At 41.7% G+C, this 19049-nt stretch carries 16 protein-coding genes; 5 read left to right on the top strand and 11 right to left on the bottom strand.

Annotated elements, in window-relative coordinates:
• Positions 1–60: 60 nt before the first annotated feature.
• From BM156_RS10180 to folP, 7 genes are all read right to left on the bottom strand, one after another.
• Positions 61–996: a DMT family transporter gene (locus BM156_RS10180; protein ID WP_093919767.1), complete on the bottom strand. Its 936-nt coding sequence runs from the start codon at positions 994–996 to the stop codon at positions 61–63.
• Between the two features lie 113 nt (positions 997–1109).
• Positions 1110–2384, bottom strand: a complete 1275-nt coding sequence (locus BM156_RS10185) for a M16 family metallopeptidase (protein ID WP_093919768.1) — start codon at positions 2382–2384, stop codon at positions 1110–1112.
• Entirely contained in the window at positions 2381–3619 is a 1239-nt protein-coding gene (locus BM156_RS10190; RefSeq protein ID WP_093919769.1) for a M16 family metallopeptidase, read from the bottom strand. Before BM156_RS10190 ends, BM156_RS10185 begins: the two co-directional genes overlap by 4 nt.
• A 3-nt stretch (positions 3620–3622) precedes the next feature.
• Positions 3623–4579, bottom strand: coding sequence for an NAD(P)H-dependent flavin oxidoreductase (locus tag BM156_RS10195; protein WP_244525731.1), 957 nt, complete (start codon positions 4577–4579; stop codon positions 3623–3625).
• Between the two features lie 177 nt (positions 4580–4756).
• Complete coding sequence (locus BM156_RS10200; protein WP_170846928.1) at positions 4757–5599, bottom strand: mechanosensitive ion channel family protein; 843 nt, start codon at positions 5597–5599, stop codon at positions 4757–4759.
• A gap of 229 nt (positions 5600–5828) precedes the next feature.
• A complete protein-coding gene (gene cdaA / locus BM156_RS10205; RefSeq protein WP_093919772.1) occupies positions 5829–6626 on the bottom strand; it encodes a diadenylate cyclase CdaA in 798 nt (265 codons plus the stop codon).
• Positions 6623–7504, bottom strand: coding sequence for a dihydropteroate synthase (folP, locus tag BM156_RS10210; RefSeq protein WP_093919773.1), 882 nt, complete (start codon positions 7502–7504; stop codon positions 6623–6625). The genes cdaA and folP overlap by 4 nt, the downstream gene beginning before the upstream one ends.
• A 109-nt stretch (positions 7505–7613) precedes the next feature.
• On the opposite strand from folP, the gene BM156_RS10215 reads away from it, so the two are divergent.
• From BM156_RS10215 to BM156_RS10230, 4 genes are all read left to right on the top strand, one after another.
• Positions 7614–8156: a DUF1599 domain-containing protein gene (locus tag BM156_RS10215; RefSeq protein ID WP_093919774.1), complete on the top strand. Its 543-nt coding sequence runs from the start codon at positions 7614–7616 to the stop codon at positions 8154–8156.
• 5 nt (positions 8157–8161) lie between these two features.
• Entirely contained in the window at positions 8162–9310 is a 1149-nt protein-coding gene (locus BM156_RS10220; protein ID WP_093919775.1) for a BT_3928 family protein, read from the top strand.
• 94 nt (positions 9311–9404) lie between these two features.
• Positions 9405–11504: a hybrid sensor histidine kinase/response regulator gene (locus tag BM156_RS10225; protein ID WP_093919776.1), complete on the top strand. Its 2100-nt coding sequence runs from the start codon at positions 9405–9407 to the stop codon at positions 11502–11504.
• 215 nt (positions 11505–11719) lie between these two features.
• Positions 11720–12967, top strand: coding sequence for a PQQ-binding-like beta-propeller repeat protein (locus tag BM156_RS10230; RefSeq protein WP_093919777.1), 1248 nt, complete (start codon positions 11720–11722; stop codon positions 12965–12967).
• A gap of 161 nt (positions 12968–13128) precedes the next feature.
• On the opposite strand, the gene BM156_RS10235 is transcribed toward BM156_RS10230, so the two are convergent.
• The 4 genes from BM156_RS10235 to BM156_RS10250 all read right to left on the bottom strand — a co-directional run bounded on the left by BM156_RS10235 (position 13129) and on the right by BM156_RS10250 (position 17635).
• Positions 13129–14787 (bottom strand): diphosphate--fructose-6-phosphate 1-phosphotransferase, encoded by a 1659-nt coding sequence (locus BM156_RS10235; protein ID WP_093919778.1) that lies wholly within the window; start codon positions 14785–14787, stop codon positions 13129–13131.
• Positions 14788–14934: 147 nt separating this feature from the next.
• The gene (locus BM156_RS10240) at positions 14935–16164 is read right to left on the bottom strand and encodes an alkaline phosphatase family protein (RefSeq protein ID WP_093919779.1); all 1230 of its coding nucleotides are present in this window, start codon (positions 16162–16164) and stop codon (positions 14935–14937) included.
• A 98-nt stretch (positions 16165–16262) separates the two neighbouring features.
• Positions 16263–16814, bottom strand: coding sequence for a hypothetical protein (locus BM156_RS10245; RefSeq protein WP_139218256.1), 552 nt, complete (start codon positions 16812–16814; stop codon positions 16263–16265).
• An 8-nt stretch (positions 16815–16822) separates the two neighbouring features.
• The gene (locus tag BM156_RS10250) at positions 16823–17635 is read right to left on the bottom strand and encodes an alpha/beta hydrolase (RefSeq protein WP_093919781.1); all 813 of its coding nucleotides are present in this window, start codon (positions 17633–17635) and stop codon (positions 16823–16825) included.
• Positions 17636–17882: 247 nt separating this feature from the next.
• Between BM156_RS10250 and BM156_RS10255 the strand changes: the two genes are divergently transcribed.
• The gene (locus tag BM156_RS10255) at positions 17883–19037 is read left to right on the top strand and encodes a glycerate kinase (protein WP_212733478.1); all 1155 of its coding nucleotides are present in this window, start codon (positions 17883–17885) and stop codon (positions 19035–19037) included.
• The last annotated feature ends 12 nt before the right edge of the window (positions 19038–19049 follow it).

Raw genomic sequence — 19049 nt, forward strand, 5'->3', positions numbered from 1 at the left:
CACACAGCTCTCCAACAGCCGGACGTGATTGCAATCCCCACCTCAATATTTACTTGAGAATTAATTTGCTTTTAAACTTTGCAAGCGAACCCGTTTTGCTGCTCTCCGGTTTGAGTAGTTCAAAACAAGCAAGGCCATGGCGATCACAAGCATTCCAAAAAGCGATACAAAGTCAGGCGACTCATCAGGCATAATGATCCAACTTAAAATGGCGCCTGCTACAGGAACCAAGAACTTCCAGGTATTTAGTTCTGAGACTTTAACTCCCGGGCGTTGTAGCAAAGTAAACCAAATGGTGAATGCTGCTGCAGACAAAAAGCTCAGCCAAGCCAAGGCAACGAAATACTCGGGAGCAACTGCTTTAATACCATAGCCTTCAACAGGAATAGAGATTGCAATTAATCCCAATCCTCCAAGAAACAGCGAAGTTGAGCTAAGCACGATAGGTGAAAGCATTGCAGGCTTTTTAGCAACCAACACATTGGAAAAACCGGAGATCACATTGTTGAGCAACAATAAACTAACTCCCAAAATGCTTATTTTTACTCCTGATGGCAACTCACTTCGGCCGAAACTAATAATTCCAACACCAACAACCCCCAACAAAATGCTGATACTCTTAATCCAATCCATCTTGTCATCATGAAAACTAAAGTGCGAAACAATGGAAATAAATAAAGGAGAAGCCCCGATAATCAAGGCTGAAATAGAGGCTGGCAGCAAGTCTAATCCGGCATAAAACAGCATGTACTGAATCACGGTTTGCAATAAAGCCACTGAGCCAATAAACCGCCAATTTTCGAGTAATTGATTCCGATACCTACTATACTGGTTAAAATACAACATCAGCATCAGTCCAGAAAGCGTAAAACGAACCCCCGCAAACTGAAAAGGCGTATGGTACTGCAAACCAATTTTAACCCCAACAAAAGCAGAGGACCAAAGTAAGCAGGCAATAATCGCCAAAAATATCGTATTTGAAAACAAATTTTTCATACCTATCAATTTTATAGACTTGCCATTGCAAGAAAACTCATTTAATAACTAACCGCTACCAACTAAGCATTAGCCAAAATTTATTGCCACCACCTAAAGCCTATGAGCCAATATTAAGCACCAGCAACAACCGTATAGAAATCTTCTTCGTTTAGATAGCGATTAGCCAAGTCCAACAAATCGGCTGGCGTTATTGTAAGTAAAGTTTGGTAATAAGCATCGTAAAATTGCTGATCCAGGCCAAAGTCATCAACAGCCCGGAAAGATTGAGCTTGAGCAAATGGGCCATCAAAATCTCGAATAAACTCCCCGAGCAGGTATTGACGTACACGTTTCAACTCCGCCTCAGAAACTTCCTCTTCCCTCAACTTCTTCAATTCCAGAAACACCTCCCGAACCGTTGCGTCAACATACTCGTTGGCTGTTTCAGTCGCAATCACCCAATAGCCCGCATTTTTCAAATTCATAATGGAAGAGCCAATCCCGTAGGTATAGCCTTTCTCTTCCCGGATGTTTGCCATTAGTCGGGAACTGAAGTAGCCCCCTAAAATCGTATTCAAAATCTGCAAGCCGATGTAGTCAGGATGATCTTTTTGTACCAATGGGCGCCCAATTCGAATTGCTGACTGAATCGCATCTTTTTGGCTAACATGATACTCTTTCTCTGAATTCGGCTGAAGCTTCCGATCACGGATCAACAACGCTTCGCCAGCCCAATCAGCAGCTCCGAAATGCTGTTCGAGCATTACCGGAAGTTTTTCATCCGTTTTTCCCGTAGCCAATATCCGACAATGATTGGAACGATAACAACGCTGGTAAAATTCTACCAGATCTTCCCGTTTTATCGTATTGAAATCATCTGCCTTTACTCGCTGGGCATATGGATGGCTATCACCAAATAAAGCCGTTGAAAACCGCTTTTGACACAATACTTTTACTTTCTTGTTCTCCAGCAAAAAACGTTGCTTACGCCGGGTAATCAAGGTATCCAGTTCCGCTTGCTCAAACAGTGGATTTTTGATTAAATCTTCGACGACCGGCAGTAAATATGGCAGATGCTTATTCAAAGCAATCAAGCTGATTCCTCCCAAGTGATGGTCTGCCAAAAACTGGATGTAAGCCCCCCGAAAGTCCATTATTTCGGCCAGTTGGGCTCCCGAATAATTCTGACTTCCTTCCTGAAGCATTGCGTTGGTCATTACTGCTTGTAGGTGCTTGTTTTCATACCAAGTACCGGCATCAAACAAAAAATCGAGTCGGGTAACTTCCTGCGTTCCCGCATTCATGATGCGCAAAGGAATGCCATTCGTCAGCTGATGCGCCTCCGGCGTTAAGATATCCGGTTTTCCCGGAGTGTAAATAGGTGGTTGTATTTCTTGCTTAATCATTGCTTTGCCATGTAATTGAGTTGCGAACAATTTGTTTCCCGGAACAATTGTCCCGCCCTTGTCATCAGATCTGAGCTGGTAATCGACCGATAAATCAGCATCTGCTCATTGATTCGCTCTGCACGATCAATATTTTCGAAGCCTGCCAGTTCCTGAGCCATATGCAAATAATTCATTTGCGAATAAACCACGTTGGCTTCCAGCTTATTTTTCACTTTCTCCAACTCAATCGCAGTTACCGGTTCTTCCTGAATTCTCCTAAGCTCTTCCCATATTGCCTTTCGAGCCTGATCGATTGTAACACCGCCAGCCAACTTGCCAGAAACAATAAACAAGCCCGGATCGTGGTCTCCTGACACATAAGCGTCCAGCTCAACAAATAGTTTCTGCTCTTTAATCAGTCGCTGATACATCCGGGAACTGTTGCCGTTGGAAAGAACATCTGAAATTAAATCACAAACATAGTAGCCGCGCTCCTGGCGTCCGGGCATATGAAAGGCCAGGTACAAAGCCGTATCCGGAACATCTCGCTCTACGGTCATTTCACGTAAGGCTGTTTGTTTGGGTTCTTGCGGAATTGGCGCCTTATTAACCTGTCGATTAGGAATCGATCCAAACCACTTTTCAGCCAACTTTACACACAAGTCTTCGTCTACATTTCCACTTAAAATCAGAGCAGCATTATCTGGCGCATAATAGCGATAAAAGAACGCCTTAACTTCATCCAAACTGGCATCTGCAATATGGCTGATTTCCTTTCCGATGGTTTGCCAACGGTAAGGATGCACCTCGTATGCTAAGGAACGCAACAACTCCCACACATCACCGTAAGGCTGATTCAGGTTACGCTGTTTAAATTCTTCAATCACCACATTCTTCTGAATGTTTAATTTCTCTTCAGAAAAATCCAACTCCAGCATCCGATCCGCTTCCAGCCAAAAACCCGTTTCCAGGTTCTCTTTAGGGACCGTCAAATAGTAATTGGTCAAATCATTGGTTGTGTAAGCATTGTTTTCACCTCCGGCATGCTGCAATGCCTCATCGTAATCCGGAATTCTTTTGGTTCCTCCAAACATGAGATGCTCAAACAAGTGAGCAAAGCCTGTCCGGTTTGGATTTTCATTTTTAGCTCCTACATGATAGCACACATCCAAGGCAACCATGGGAGTTGAATAATCTGGATAAACTAAAATTTGCAGCCCATTGCTAAGCTGATGACGGTAAAATTTGACCATATATCAAAATCTGAAATTAGCACCTTCAACAAGCTCACGACGTACTTGTTCATATTCATCAATCAGTCGCTTCATCAACTCCGCAACAGTTGGGACATCGTTAAACAAAGCGGCCACCTGACCAATTTCGAGTTCACCTTCCTCCAAGTCTCCTTCAAACATTCCCAACTTCGCGCGTCCTCTTCCCAATAAAGCGTTCAACTCTTCGGTAGAAGCTCCCCTTGCTTCCGCTTCATTCACCTGGTTAAAAAACTCATTTTTGATCAACCGTACCGGAGCCAGTTTTTTCAAAGACAATTTTGTAGCTCCCTCTCCGAGCGACGCTACCAGTTGCTTAAAGTTCTCATGAGCTGAAGATTCCTGTGTCAACGCAAAGCGCGACCCGATTTGAACGCCATCAGCTCCTAACGCCATTGCCGCCAACATAGACTGGCCACTTCCAATACCTCCTGCTGCCATCAAAGGCAAATTAGTTGCTTTACGCACCGAAGGAATCAAGTTCATCGTTGTAGTCTCCTCACGCCCGTTGTGACCTCCGGCTTCAAAACCTTCGGCCACAATTGCATCAACTCCGGCTTCTTCGCATTTTCCTGCAAAATAGGCACTGGCAACCACGTGCACTACCATAATCCCCCGGGATTTCAACCAACTGGTCCATTTTTTAGGGCTTCCGGCCGAAGTAAAAACAATCGGTACTTTTTCTGCTGCAATGATCTCCATCAACTCCTCAATTTGAGGATACAACAAAGGCACATTCACCCCAAAGGGCTTATCGGTAGCTTGCTTGGTTTTCCGAATATGCTCCTGAAGCATCTCCGGATGCATCGATCCGGCACCTAAGAGCCCCAGACCTCCATGATTACTAACAGCAGAAGCCAGTTTCCAACCACTGCACCAAACCATCCCTCCTTGTATGATAGGATATTGTATTCCAAAAAGTTGCGTTATTCTATTTTGCATGCTCATTTCAATTTACACCATTTTTCAGCCGTTCAAAATCGGCCTCATCTTAAGAGCCTGCAAAGGTAACACAAGTTCTCCAATCTCATAAATTCGCTTTTACATCAAAATGTTAAGCTTTTTAGGTGATTACGGAATCTAAAATAATTTCAACGGGTACTTAGACAAAGGATCCGATCAATCGAAATCTTTTGTCTTTAAATGGAGGTCACGTTGGGGGAAAGGAATAACAATCTTATTTTCTCGGAACTGATCATCAATTCCAAACCGCAAATCGCTTTTTATGTTCTCAACTAAAAAATCATTTGCCGTCCAGAAATACAATTGAAAATCGAGCGAAGAGTCACCAAAATCGTTAAATCGGACAAATGGTGCAGGTTTTTTGACGATTTGAGAATGAGCTTTCGCCACATCAAGCAACAGTTTTTCGACCAAACGAACATCCGATCCATAAGCCACACCAACAGGAACATAAAAACGAGTCAAGTCTTCATTGTGACTCCAGTTGATTACATGACGGCCGGTAAAACGAGAATTTGGGACAATGATAACGACGTTATCGCGGGTAAGCACTTTCGAAACGCGCAAGCCAATATCCAGTACACGCCCAACAACTCCTTCCACTTCTACAACATCATCCACTTCAATAGAACCATCAAACAGAATAATGATGCCTGAGAAAAAATCATTGAAAATATGCTGTAGCCCAAAACCAACACCAATCAATAAAGCAGAAATACTCGCGATGATCAGTGTAATTTGAAAGCCCATAGAGGCAATAACAACGACAATTCCAACCAGCCAAACAAGGTACTTTACAATCTGCAGGAAAGACTTTCCTCGTCCCCGATCCAACTTCTGACTCTCAATCCGGATATCAAACCAATACTCAATAGCAAAAGATAAGCCTCGAATAAGGAAAAGCAGTGCCAGAATAATAAGGAGGTTATAGATATGAATTGAAAACTTCTCTGAACCATACAACTCGTAATTCAAAAAGCTTGAAACATCAAACTTCATGATATTGAACAGCAGGAAAAAGAAACTACCCCAGACAAAGAGGCGGGCGCCCTGTTTTAAGAATAAAGAAAACCGATTGGATAAAGATTTCTGAAGGCTGAGCCTGCGAATCAGCCTACGAATTAACCGCATCAACACGAAACCGAGCAATACTAAAAAAATAATCTGGATGAGATCAAGCAAATCTAAACGTAACTTGCCACTCTCAAACAAAACTATTTCTTTTAGACTACTCAGCATCTTCTGTTTCAATAATGATATTTTCCAATCGACTACTTAATTCAATAACAGTAATATTCGGTGTGAGTTCACCACCTTCTGCGATTGAGATATTTCCATTTTCCTCAGAAACAATAATGGCAAATGCGTCCGAATTTTCGGTAACACCAATCGCTGCCCGGTGTCGAAGGCCAAATAAAGGATTAATATTCACCTTGCTTGTTAGCGGCAAAATACAACGAGCTGCCGATATTTTGTTACCATTAATAATTACGGCCCCATCGTGCAAAGGTGTATTTTTAAAAAAGATGGTTTCCAGCAAAGCATCAGAAATCCTTGCATTAATTTTTTCGCCTGTTCGAATGTATTCTTTCAATTCCGAATTTTGAGCAATAATGATTAAGGCTCCGGTTTTGGTTTTTGCCATATTCTCACAGGCCCGAACCATCATTCTCAAATGCTGTCCCGAAGCAGACTTGGTTTTGTCGGAATGAAACAGTTTCTCAACCCGAAGGAACCTATTGACCTGTGGGTTGCTCCCGATCAAAATCAGGAAACGGCGTATCTCCGGCTGAAAAACCACGATTAACGCCAGAATACCGACTCCAATAAATTGGCCCATGAAATTTCCCAACAGCTCCATGTTGAGTGCCCGGACAACCAGCCAGAACAAATAAATCAGGAAAAGACCAACGAAAATATTAAAGGCAACAGTTCCCTTGATCAGGAGGTAGAGCTGGTAAAGCAAAAAAGCAACCAGTAAAATATCCAGAACATCGAGGAACCTTAATGTTATAAATAAGCTCATAAATTTGCGACTTCTTTCAGCTTGGTAAAAATCCTAACTGACTCCACAGCATCTTTCACATCATGTACGCGCAGAATATCTGCTCCACCAAGTAATGCCAAAGTATTAACGGTAGTGGTGCCTGTTAAACTATCTGCAGCTTCAATTTCAAGCAACTTATGAATCATTGACTTACGGCTAACACCAACCAAAACTGGCAACTGAAACACCTTAAACGAATCCAGTCTGTTTAGCAAGTCGTAGTTGTGCTCCATGTTTTTTCCAAAACCAAATCCAGGATCCAGAATCACATCTTTCACTCCAGCTTTAGTTAGCTTACGCACTTTCTCCGAAAATTGGCGCGAGATATCTTTAATAATATCATCGTATTGAGGATCATCCTGCATGTTTTGCGGTGTTCCCTGAGCATGCATCAAAATATACGGAACTCCTAACTTCCCTACTGTATCAAACATGTGATCATCAAAATCACCTCCTGTAACGTCATTAATAATGCACTCACCACATTCATCAATAACCCGTAAAGCCACCCACGATCGATAGGTATCGATTGACAAAGGCACCTCAGGGAAATGCTTCCGAATTGCTGTTACAGCCGGCAACAAACGCGTTAGCTCTTCCTTCGTTGATATACCACTTGACCCCGGACGTGTAGATACTGCGCCCACATCAATAATGGAAACACCCTCCTGAATCATTTCTTCAGCACGCTTCAGAATGGCTTCTTCCGTGTTGTATTTTCCGCCATCAAAAAACGAATCTGAACTAACATTCAAGATTCCCATGACAACCGGATTGGTTAAATCGATTAACTGACCATTTAAACTAACCGAATGTTTTCGTTTAAAAAACTTGCTGGCAGAACTTGTGATCAACATACAACTTATGAATTAGATGGGTTAGACATTGCTTCATACAAAAGTATAATAAAGCCAACAAAATACGCATTTAATTCCTATTTTTATGGCGCAAAAAATAAAGAGAAACATGGAAAAAACCATTCAACAATACGATCACGTCATTAAAATCTGTGAAGATATTTTTGTTAAAAAGATGAAAGATTATGGCGTTGCCTGGCGCATTTTAAGGCCCAGTTCTATGACCGACCAAATCTTCATTAAAGCCCAAAGAATCAGAAGCATTGAAATGAAAGGAACCATGAAAATTGCAGAAGATCCCCGATCTGAATACATTGGGATTATCAACTACTGCATCATGGCGCTTATTCAGTTGGAAAAGGGGATTGCCGACGAAGACGATTTAACTACAGAAGAAACACATAATCTTTATATCTCTTATTTTAATCAGGCTAAAGACCTGATGTTAAACAAAAATCACGACTACGATGAAGCGTGGCGTCACATGCGCATCAGCTCCATTACCGACCTTATCTTAATGAAAATCAAGCGAACCAAGCAAATTGAAGATAACGCCGGACAAACAATAATTTCCGAAGGAATTGACGCCAATTACCTTGACATGATCAATTATGCTGTTTTTGCGTTAATTAAACTGGAATTTAAAGAATAATCATTATGAAGACTTTATGGCACGTTGCACGAATCCTGCTGGGGTTGGTGTTTATTTACTCTGGGTTTGTAAAAGGAATCGACCCTTGGGGAATGACTTACAAATTCACAGATTACTTTACTGCCTGGGGCATGGAGAGTTTATCATCGTTAGCATTCCCTCTTGGAATCCTGTTATCTGCAGTAGAATTTATCATTGGAATTGCCTTGGTTTGCAACGTGTTCATTTCTTTTTTCTCCTTTTTGAGTTTACTCATGATGGGATTTTTCACAATTTTAACCCTGGTTATTGCGATTCAGAATCCGGTTACTGACTGCGGTTGTTTTGGTGATGCCCTCATCTTAACCAACTGGGAAACGTTTTTCAAAAACATCTTCCTTCTGGCTTTCGCTATTATTACATTTTTCTACCGCAAGCGTTACCGTCCTAAAAAATTGCCGCTCATCGCTTCAATTATGGCGGGAACTACGGTTTTTGTTTTTGCTTACTTGGTTGATTATTCCTACAACCACCTGCCTATTCTGGATTTTCGCCCGTATAAAATTGGCGTTAATATTCCCGAGGGCATGACCGTTCCGGAGGATGCCCCTCAGGATGTCTATGAAAATACGTTTCATTACAAAAACAAAAATACAGGAGAAGTAAAAGAATTTAATCAGGAGAATTATCCTTGGCAAGATACCATCAACTGGGAGTTTGTTTCGATGGAAGATCCTGTATTGGTCAAAAAAGGCTATGAAGCGCCTATTCACAACTTCTTTATTGAAACTCCAGAAGGTGAAGATATCAAAGACTTCTTTTTGTATGATGAAAATTACACCTTCTTCTACATTGCTTATAATTTACAGAAAAGCAATCTCTCGACACTCCCCGTATTAGACGAACTTGCTCGTTATGCGGAGCAGAATGGAATGAATTTCATCGGACTAAGTGCCTCATTACCCGAAGATATCGAAGCCTTCAAACAAGACAACAGCCTGTCATTCGAAATTTTCAACGCTGACGAAATTACACTAAAAACCATGATCAGATCAAATCCGGGTTTGATGCTACTGAAAAATGGGACAATCATTGACAAATGGCACTTTAACGATTTTCCATCTGTTGAAGAATTTGAACAGCAACTAAACTATCTGAAGCAGGTAGGCAAATAATTGATCATCATATTTAACAGAACTTTTTAAATTAATTGATCATTTTGTAACTTTATAAGCTACTTGTAGAAACAATGAAGAGCAAAACTCCTAAATGAAAACAGAATTATTCTTAAAATTAACAAGAATAACTCTTGACCAAGTAGAGGCAAAAACAAGGAAAAAGTCCTGTGAAAAATGGATTCTACTTAGCATCATGGTTTTGTTTTGTCTGTTTTCAACCAATCAAAAAGTACTAGCTCAAGCTCAAATCGCCGATCAAATTTACTACATTGGATTACCTCATGTTCCAGGTTTAATGTCCAGAGATCCATCAGGACAAGTAAAAGGACTTCCTTTGGAATTATTCGAGGCTATCGCTCACGAGGAACAAATCCAGTTTGAATGGGTGGAAGGCTCTTGGAATGAACTTTACCAACAGCTACAAGTAGGGGCCATTGATATGCTCCCGGGCACACAGGAAACGCCAGAACGTCAAGCCTCCCTAAATTTTACCACTTCCAGCATTTACAGCATGTGGAGTGAGCTATACCTGAATAAGGAAAAACGGTTCAATAGCATTATTGAACTTGATAAGCAAAGAATCGGACTCGTGAGAGATGACAACAATGCATCGGGCTTTGAAAAATACATCGCTGCTTTTGATATTCAGTTTGTCCCAGTCTATTTCTCCAGTCACGCTGACGCACTTTTGAGCCTCGAACGTCAAGAGATTTATGCAATGGCCGGCCCCTCTCCTAATCTTTTAGGTGAACTTCCTCCACATATTGTCAGCTCTGGGCTCCATTTCAATCCTGTTGAGCTCAAATATGCGTTTCCTGGAGGTCAACACATACTGCTTCAAAAGCAAATTGACAATCGACTAATTGCTTACAAAAGGAATCCTAATTCGGTCTATTATCAGTTGCGAGAAAAATATGACCAAGCCCGTTTTGAAACAGCCAAATGGCACATGCCGCTCTGGATGCAAATAGCCTTACCTCTGGCACTGCTCCTACTCGCCTCAACCACCCTTTTTATTATCATGCTAAAACGCGAGGTTACTTTTCAAACGAAAGAGCTAAAAAGCAGGGAAACCTTTTTACGCAAGGCCATTGAAGTTGGAGAAATGGGAATCTGGCAGTTCGATGTTATCAAAGATCTGGTTTATTGGTCTGAGGAAGTTTATAATTTCACGGGAATCCCAAAGGAAAAAGATTACCTGACTTTTGAAGATATTCGAAAAATCATACACCCTGATGATTTAGAAGAAATCCGGGCTTTTCTGAGCTCAATCAAATCAAACGAAGCCTTTGAAAAAGAATGCCGGGTTATCAATCCTCAAAAACAAACCATCTACTTACGATTGATTGGACAGTTTATTCCGAATAAAAAACAACCTCAACATTTGGCTACTGGGATTATACAAAATATCAGCAACCAAAAACTCTACGAACAAGAGCTGATTCAAGCCAAGGAAAAAGCTGAACGCAACGAGAAATTGAAATCAGCCTTTTTAGCAAACATGAGTCATGAAATCAGAACTCCACTTAATTCAATTGTTGGCTTTTCTCACCTCATAGCAACCGAAGAAATTGATGACCTCAGGAAAAAAGACTATCGAAAAATCATTCTGAAACAAAACGAGGTCCTACTTACCCTTGTTAATGATATTATTGACATTTCTAAAATTGAATCAGGTTCTATTGAAATTCGATTTGGACAGACCAATGTTCGTGAACTTATTCTGGGGGTTTTTGAGAATCACCAAAACACCTGTCCCGACAATATTGACTTTCAGCTTGATTTTCAACTCAACGAAACGAGCTGCCAAGTATATACCGATCGTACACGTTTAGAGCAAATCATCAATAACCTCGTTTCGAATGCCTTCAAGTATACTCCCGAAGGACGCGTTGTAATAGGCTGTCGTTTGTCTGATAAACCAGGCTATTTTGATGTTTTTGTAAAAGACTCTGGCATTGGAATTAGCCAAGAGGATCAATCCATGTTATTTTTGCGCTTCAATCAACTCAATAACCTCAAGCAGGGAACCGGGCTTGGCTTAGCCATTTCGCAGTCGCTAGCAATTCTTCTCAACAGCCGTATCATTGTTATTTCAGAAGAAGGCAAAGGCTCTGAATTCTATCTTTCTTTCCCTTTCCAAGCTAAGAAAAGCAAGGAAGCTGTGCCCAATTTACAAAGCGAAGCATAAACTTTATCTTCTAGAATAGGTTGAAAAACTTTTGATTTTATGCGAGCTAGATGGTACGTGTAAAGCGCTATTAAAATCCCCCGCCAGTAAGGTGAGAGAAAGGATTTTGGCGGGGGTTTTAAAAAGTTAATAATACCACTAAGGTAAGTATTTTCTGCTACAACTGTAATGGATTGAAGGCTTTTGAGACTTTTAAAGCAAAAACCTAACTGAACATGACGATGCAAAAGCTCTTCATCCTTTTTTTGTTTGCTCTGCTAGTTTCCTGCAAACAGACACCTCAAATAACAGAGTGGCGCGGCACGAACCGGACTGGTGTTTTCGAAGCCAATAATCTACTAAAAAGCTGGCCTCAAGAGGGGCCTTCCATGTTATGGGAAGTTGAAACATTGGGAAATGGCTACAGCAGCCCCATTGTAACCGACGAACATATTTATATTTCTGGAGAAGTTGATAGTATTGGCTACCTATTTAAACTCGATCAAAGCGGCAATGAAATCTGGCGATCAGCTTATGGAAAAGAGTGGACAACCAACTTTCCTGGTCCAAGAGGAACTCCAACACTTGCAGGGAACCATATTTACCTATGCTCAGGTATGGGAGATGTTTTTTGTAAAGACGCTTCAACCGGAGAAACAGTATGGCAAAAAAGCATGCCTAATGAACTCCAAGGTGTAAGTCCTCGATTTGGCTATTCGCAGGCTTTGGTGGTTCATGATGATTTCGTTTACTGTCAGCCCGGAGGTACTGAAAACAATTTAGTTGCTCTCAACCGGCATTCCGGCGAACTTATATGGGCTGCAAAAGGTATGGGTGAACGACCAGCTTACAATTCTCCTTGTCTATTCAAATGGGGAAATAAGAAAATATTGGCCGCTTTTTCTGCTTACCACCTGCTTGGATTCGATGCTCAAACAGGCCAACTTCTGTGGACACATGAACAAACCAACACCAGACCCGAAGATCGACAGCCCGGACAAGGCGACACCCATGGCAACACCATTTTATTCGATAATGGCTTTATTTACTATGCAGCAGCTGATGGAAACGGAGGCATAAAACTCGCATTAAACAAAACTGGCGATGCAATTACAGAGATTTGGACGACTCCGAAGCTCGACAATTTCATGGGTGGCTTTGTTAAGCTACACAATACACTTTACACCGGAAGCCACCGAAAGCAACAATTAGTAGCAATAGACAGCAATACCTCAACCAAAACAGACAGCTTAAAGTTAGGGCGTGGAATTACAATTGCTGCTGATAGCATGCTTTATTTCTACTCCAACAACGGGACCATTTCATTAATTGACCCATCTTCCTCGCAACTCACTTCCAAAGGAAAGTTCAGGCTCAAAAAAGGAACAAAAGAGCACTATGCTCATCCGGCCATTCACAACGGGAAGCTTTATTTAAGGCACGGAAATTACCTTGGAGTTTACGATATTCAGGCAAAATCATAAATTCTCCGAAAGAGCAATCCATGAACGATTGCTCTTCTTTTTTGAATTACAACAGCTCATTCAACTTATCGCTCGGAATAAAATATCAGCTATAATTTTTCCCATAAAAAACCCTCCACAACAAACAGCTGGGAGGGTTTCCAATATTCTTAAAAGAAGGATTATTTTCCTTCTTGTTCCAATTGCAAAGTAACAGTAGTACGGTCGCAAACTTCAGTTGGTCCCCAGTACTGAATTGGTCCTGGATACAAATAGCAAGTTTCAACAGCCCACTGGTCACGGTTAGCAACCAAGTATTTGTAAGGAGCTCCGTCTAGCTCAACCAATGCTTTCTGAATTACTGGCTTCATGTGTCCATGGCGTTTTTCCATGTTCATCATCATGGTTACAGGAACACCTCCAGCAATCCACTCATCAGCAGCAGCTGTTGTGTTGCGTACACTTGACATGTAACCTGTTTTTCCTGAACCGATCAGAACAGAAGCAGTATAGCCCAATGAATAGCAATAGTCGGCATCGAAATTTGAAGGAGCAGCACAACGACCTTCGTAACCGAAGAAGTGATACTGAGTTCCAAATTTACCGTTGAATTCACCTTTTTCTTTCATCTCAGCTAAACGCGTTTTCACCATTTCACCCAGCAATTTTTCAGTTTCAATCAATGAAACTTGTACGTTTCCGTGTGGGTCACGATCCAAAGTTAACTGATTAGCAATTCCGCTAGGCAATGATTTGAAAACAGCAGCTGATTCTGGAGTCAATTGTGTAGCCAACCATTCTAAACGATGACCTTTTTTCATCATTTTGAATTCCTTCTCAATGTCAGAACCTTCGGCCAACAAGTCATTTAATTCAGCAATCAATTTCTTCATTTCAGGTACGAACTCAATCAATCCTTCAGGAATAAGAGCTACACCGAAATTGTCACCATTGGCAGCACGCTTGGCAACAATGCCAGCCATGTAGTCAACGATTTGCTCCAAGGTTTGCTTTTTCTCAGCAACTTCTTCTGAAATCAAGGTAATGTTTGGTTGCGTTTGCAAAGCAGCTTCCAAACCAATATGAGAAGCTGAACGTCCCATCAACTTGATAAAGTGCCAGTATTTTTTTGCAGAGTTGGCATCACGTTGAATGTTACCAATCAACTCTGAATAAACTTTAACAGCAGTGTCAAAACCAAATGAAGTCTCAATCATTTCGTTTTTCAAGTCACCATCAATTGTTTTTGGGCAACCAATCACCTGAACACCTGCATCTTTAGCAGCATAGTACTCAGCCAACACACAAGCGTTGGTGTTACTATCATCACCACCAATAATTACCAGAGCTTTGATGTCCAATTCCTTTAAAATTTCCAAGCCTTTGTCAAACTGAGCTTCTTCTTCCAGTTTCGTACGGCCTGAACCAATGATGTCAAAACCACCAGTGTTACGGTATCCTTCAAGATATTCTGCAGTGATTTCAATGTATTTATGATCAACCAATCCGCCTGGTCCACCTAAGAAACCAAACAATTTGCTACCAGCATTCAATTGCTTAATTCCGTCGAAAATTCCAGAAATAACGTTGTGTCCACCCGGAGCCTGACCACCGGACAGGATTACACCAACATTCATTGCAGGAAACTCAATTGCATCACTACCTTCTTCTAAAGTAACGATTGGCATCCCGTATGTATTAGGGAATAATTTCTTAATCTCTTCCTGATCAGCTACTGATTCTGTAGCAGCACCGTCAACAAGTTTTACGGCACCTTTTAATGATTTAGGAAGTTTAGGCTGGTATTGAGCCCTGGCTTTTTGTAATGCGCTAATGGTCATGTTATTAATTTTTTAGGATAGTATTATTATTTTTTTTCGAACAATCCGCTGCAAAAATAACTTAAAATGATAGGATTGCACCTGTTGTAAAAATACCTGCAACTGATTTAAAGTTAATTTAAACAGCCTGCATCCCTTTTAACATGATTAGTTCAGCATCGTTTCAACTTCTTTCAAATGACCATCCGTTTCAGCCGGATCAAGTCCCAAAATTTTTGCAAACAAACTATACAAATGAATATTCTTAAAAGAGTCGTGCTCCATGTCCTTTTTAAAAGCAGGTCCGGTAGCATAAAAAATGGCGTGCATATCACGATTGACCGGATCGTAACCGTGGGTGCCGCCAGTTGCATAACTTTCAGCATTCCAATACAAACTCCAGGCACTATCCGCAACACAAACCAAGTCTAAAATACGCTCGCTTTCAGTATAATGAAAAGCTTCAGGCATGGTTTCTTTGGTATAAACACGCATGTATTCCACCTTATCCAGCACCTGAAACACCTCATCTTCAAATCCCTTATTGGGTTGAATCATCACGACCGGATTACCAGCCTCAACCCGCTCAACCCACTCCTCTTTCAAGAGCTGATCCAGTTCAATCGCTCGTCCGGCATCGATTGGCCCCATGCCATGATCCGATGTGAACACCAAATTGATCGAATCCTTATTTGGTAAGGAATTAATTTTCCGACAAAACACACCAACCAAACTATCCAAGCGCTCAATAGTTTGCTTTGTTATTTCATGTTCCGGGCCATAGTTGTGCCCCACATGGTCAGGCTCATCAAAATACCACATGATTAAATGAGGACGCTCCTGTTCCGGAAGCTGCAACCAGTCGATAACCGAATCAATCCGAGCCTCATAAGAAACTGAGCCATCGTATTTTTTCCAAATCGAAGGGTAATACCCTTGGATTGGCGCTTCAGAGCCAGGCCAGTAATAACAAGCCGACCGCATCTGCTGCTTTTCGGCGGTAACCCAAATTGGTTCTCCCAAATAAAAATCAGGGTTTTGAACCGCCTCCCGATCACTCAATTTATAACGACCAATCACCGGATCTTTAAACGAATTCATGACAATCCCATGATTTTCAGGATGCAATCCGGTAGCCATCGAATAATGATTCGGGAATGTTTTGCTAGGGAAACAAGGTTCCAAAGAAGCTGATTTCACTCCTATCTCCGCTATTGAATCAAGATTAGGAGTATCATAAAGCATCGGATAATCCCAGCGAAAACCATCCATCGAAAGCACAATAAGATAGGAGGCATCCGTTCGAACTTCTTCTGTAAGATTGAGTGTTTTTCCTTCCGGTGTTGACTTGCAAGACAGCAGTGCAAGCAGGCTTGCAAAAAGCAATAGTTTCTTCATGATTGATCTTGTCAAATATCTTAAGTAAATAGCACGGCTAAGCTAATCAAGCGATACGAGTATTCGATTAAGACAACATTAAACTTCCAGGGCAAGTGTCAATTTCGTTTGGCAATTCGGAATCCGTTTACCACAGGAGCATAAGCCCCATTCTCTTCATCCAATCTCATTTCAACCCAGCCCAACTGTTCTCCATTCAACAAAAATGCAAGGTAAAACTGACCGGTAATTTTATCAGCATTCATCTCGTCTGGCGTATCCGGCCACACAACAGCCCGGCCGTTGCTATCATGCCAAGTATCTGTAAGCCCAATGACCGATCGAAAAGGACTTGATTGAATCTGGTTACCATCAACCTTCAGCCACAAATTTACTTTAGGAACCATTGCTGGGATCGCTGTGTACCCGGTAGTTCCTGGCACTGAAATACTCTTAAAAACCAGATCGTAAACACCATCTTGATTCAAGTCCAAAGAATCTTTATCTTCAAAATCGGTATAAATCAGAACTTCTTCGTCATTGGTAAACATCCCCAAGTCATCACCTAAAATAATCTCACCAGGGAATGACGATTCTTTCTTACATGCCAAGCTCAACAAAATCAAACAAAGCATACTAAGACCTATTTTATTGCCCAATAATCCCTTCATAAAGAACACTAATTGTTTCCAAAGAAATCATTAAAATACAACAAGTGATATTTCACAGAGTTAGTCCAGTATTCCCAAGTATGACCACCCGGACGCTCCGTGTAGTCATGAGGAATGTTTCGTTCCACCAGCTTTTGATGAAGCCGTTGATTCACGCCATAGAAAAAATCATCCACACCACAATCGAATACCAACTTCAACCGACGTCCGTCCAACAAGTACACCAGGTTAGTTACCGTGTTCTCTTCCCAATTAGCCTTATTCTCGGCATAGGTTCCCAAACGTTTTGCAATATCCCAATTGTTTGGAAATGGACGAATATCAACTCCCCCGCTCATACTTCCTGCAGCTCCCCATACATCCTGATGACGAAAAGCCAGGTAAAACGCACCGTGTCCCCCCATGCTCAAGCCCGTAATGGCCCTTCCTTTTGGCGAAGCAATCGTTTTATAAGTTTGATCAATCTGACTTACAAGCTCTGATGAGACGTAGGTCTCGTACTGCATGGAAGGATCAACAGGGCTGTCAAAATACCAGCTGGTTCGCCCGCCATCCGGACAAACAATCAAGACCTGATAGTGGTCGGCATAACTTTTTACAGCCGGCACCTTAGTCACCCAATCAGCATGATTACCTCCTGCACCGTGCAACAAATAGACCACAGGGAAAGCATTCGAGCCATCATAATTATCAGGCAGAATGACAACATTTTTAACCAATTTATTCATTGCTTCGCTTTGCACCTGCAAGGTGTCTACGCGAGCTGCAATTACATTTAAAGACCATACGGAAATCAAAAAGACGACTAGTAAACGTTTCATTGTTCTTTAGGTTTAGAAAAAAACAAAGGTAAAAAATCAATCTGCTTAATGTATGCCAACTTCAAACTATTTGCGATAATATATGCTTTTATAAAATCCTGCCACGGGGCAAATTAAGCATCTCTTTGGTTCATATTCTTGTCTGTAACCTTACCTTTTATGAGCCCTTCCTTATAGTTTTCGGGTTTCTGATTCTATTGCAAAAGCCAACTTTTGCGTTTATCTTGTGCTACTGTTCCAAAACCCGATGACAACCCAACAAACCATGAATATCCTGCTTTGTCCCGACTCATTTAAAGATTGCCTGTCAGCTCAAGAAGTTATTGAAGCTCTAGCAACGGGGGTTCAGCACGTTTTCCCTGAGGCCATCATCACAAAAATCCCACTGGCAGACGGAGGAGAAGGATTTGTGCAGACACTGCTCACTGCGCTTGGGGGGCAATTGATTTCAATACAGGTGAAAAATCCGTTGGGTAGATTGACGGATGCTTCTTACGGAATACTGGGTGACAAACAGACCGCTGTTATTGAAATGGCTGCAGCATCAGGAATTGAGCTTTTAAAACCGGAAGAACGTAATCCCATGCTGACCTCAACATTTGGCACCGGGCAACTGCTACTTGATGCCATGCAACGGGGTTGTCGTAACTTGATTATTGGTATTGGAGGCAGTGCAACCAACGATGGGGGAACTGGCATGGCCAAAGCCCTTGGTTATCGTTTTCTGAATATTCATGGTGATGAAATTGCAGAAGGAGGAGGAGAGCTGGCTCAACTCCACCATATTGATACCTCAAAAGTAACAGCTCTTTTAAAGCAAACTCAAATTACAGTTGCCTGCGATGTTACCAATCCGTTGACGGGAACACATGGAGCATCCTCGGTTTACGGACCACAAAAAGGCGCGACCGCTGAAATGGTCGAAAAACTGGATGAAAACCTGCAACATCTTGCCAATTGTATTGAAAAAGACTTGGACAAAACCATTTTGGATCTTGCAGGAGGTGGAGCTGCCGGAGGCTTGGGCGCAGGCCTCGTTGCTTTTGCCCATGCAGAATTAAGCCTGGGTTTCGATATTGTGAAAGAGCAAACCCAGTTAGAAAAAGCAATTCAACAGGCAGACTTTATTATCACCGGAGAAGGAAAAATGGATGTTCAAACCAAACAGGGAAAAACGCCATGGGGAGTTGCTCAGTTGGCCAAGAAACACCATAAACCGTGTCTTGGAATTGCGGGTTTTCTGGGTGAAGGGTACCAAGAATTGTATCAGGAAGGATTTACGTCCTTACTCGCTTTGCCCAACGGACCGATAAGTTTGCAAGAAAGTATCCAACTGGCTTCTGAGCTATTGGCAGACAAAGCGGAGCAAGCCATGCGCCTCATCAGTTTCTATCGGCATTAATCAGTTTCACTG

The organism is Sunxiuqinia elliptica, assembly GCF_900113005.1.
GTDB classification, from domain to species: domain Bacteria; phylum Bacteroidota; class Bacteroidia; order Bacteroidales; family Prolixibacteraceae; genus Sunxiuqinia; species Sunxiuqinia elliptica.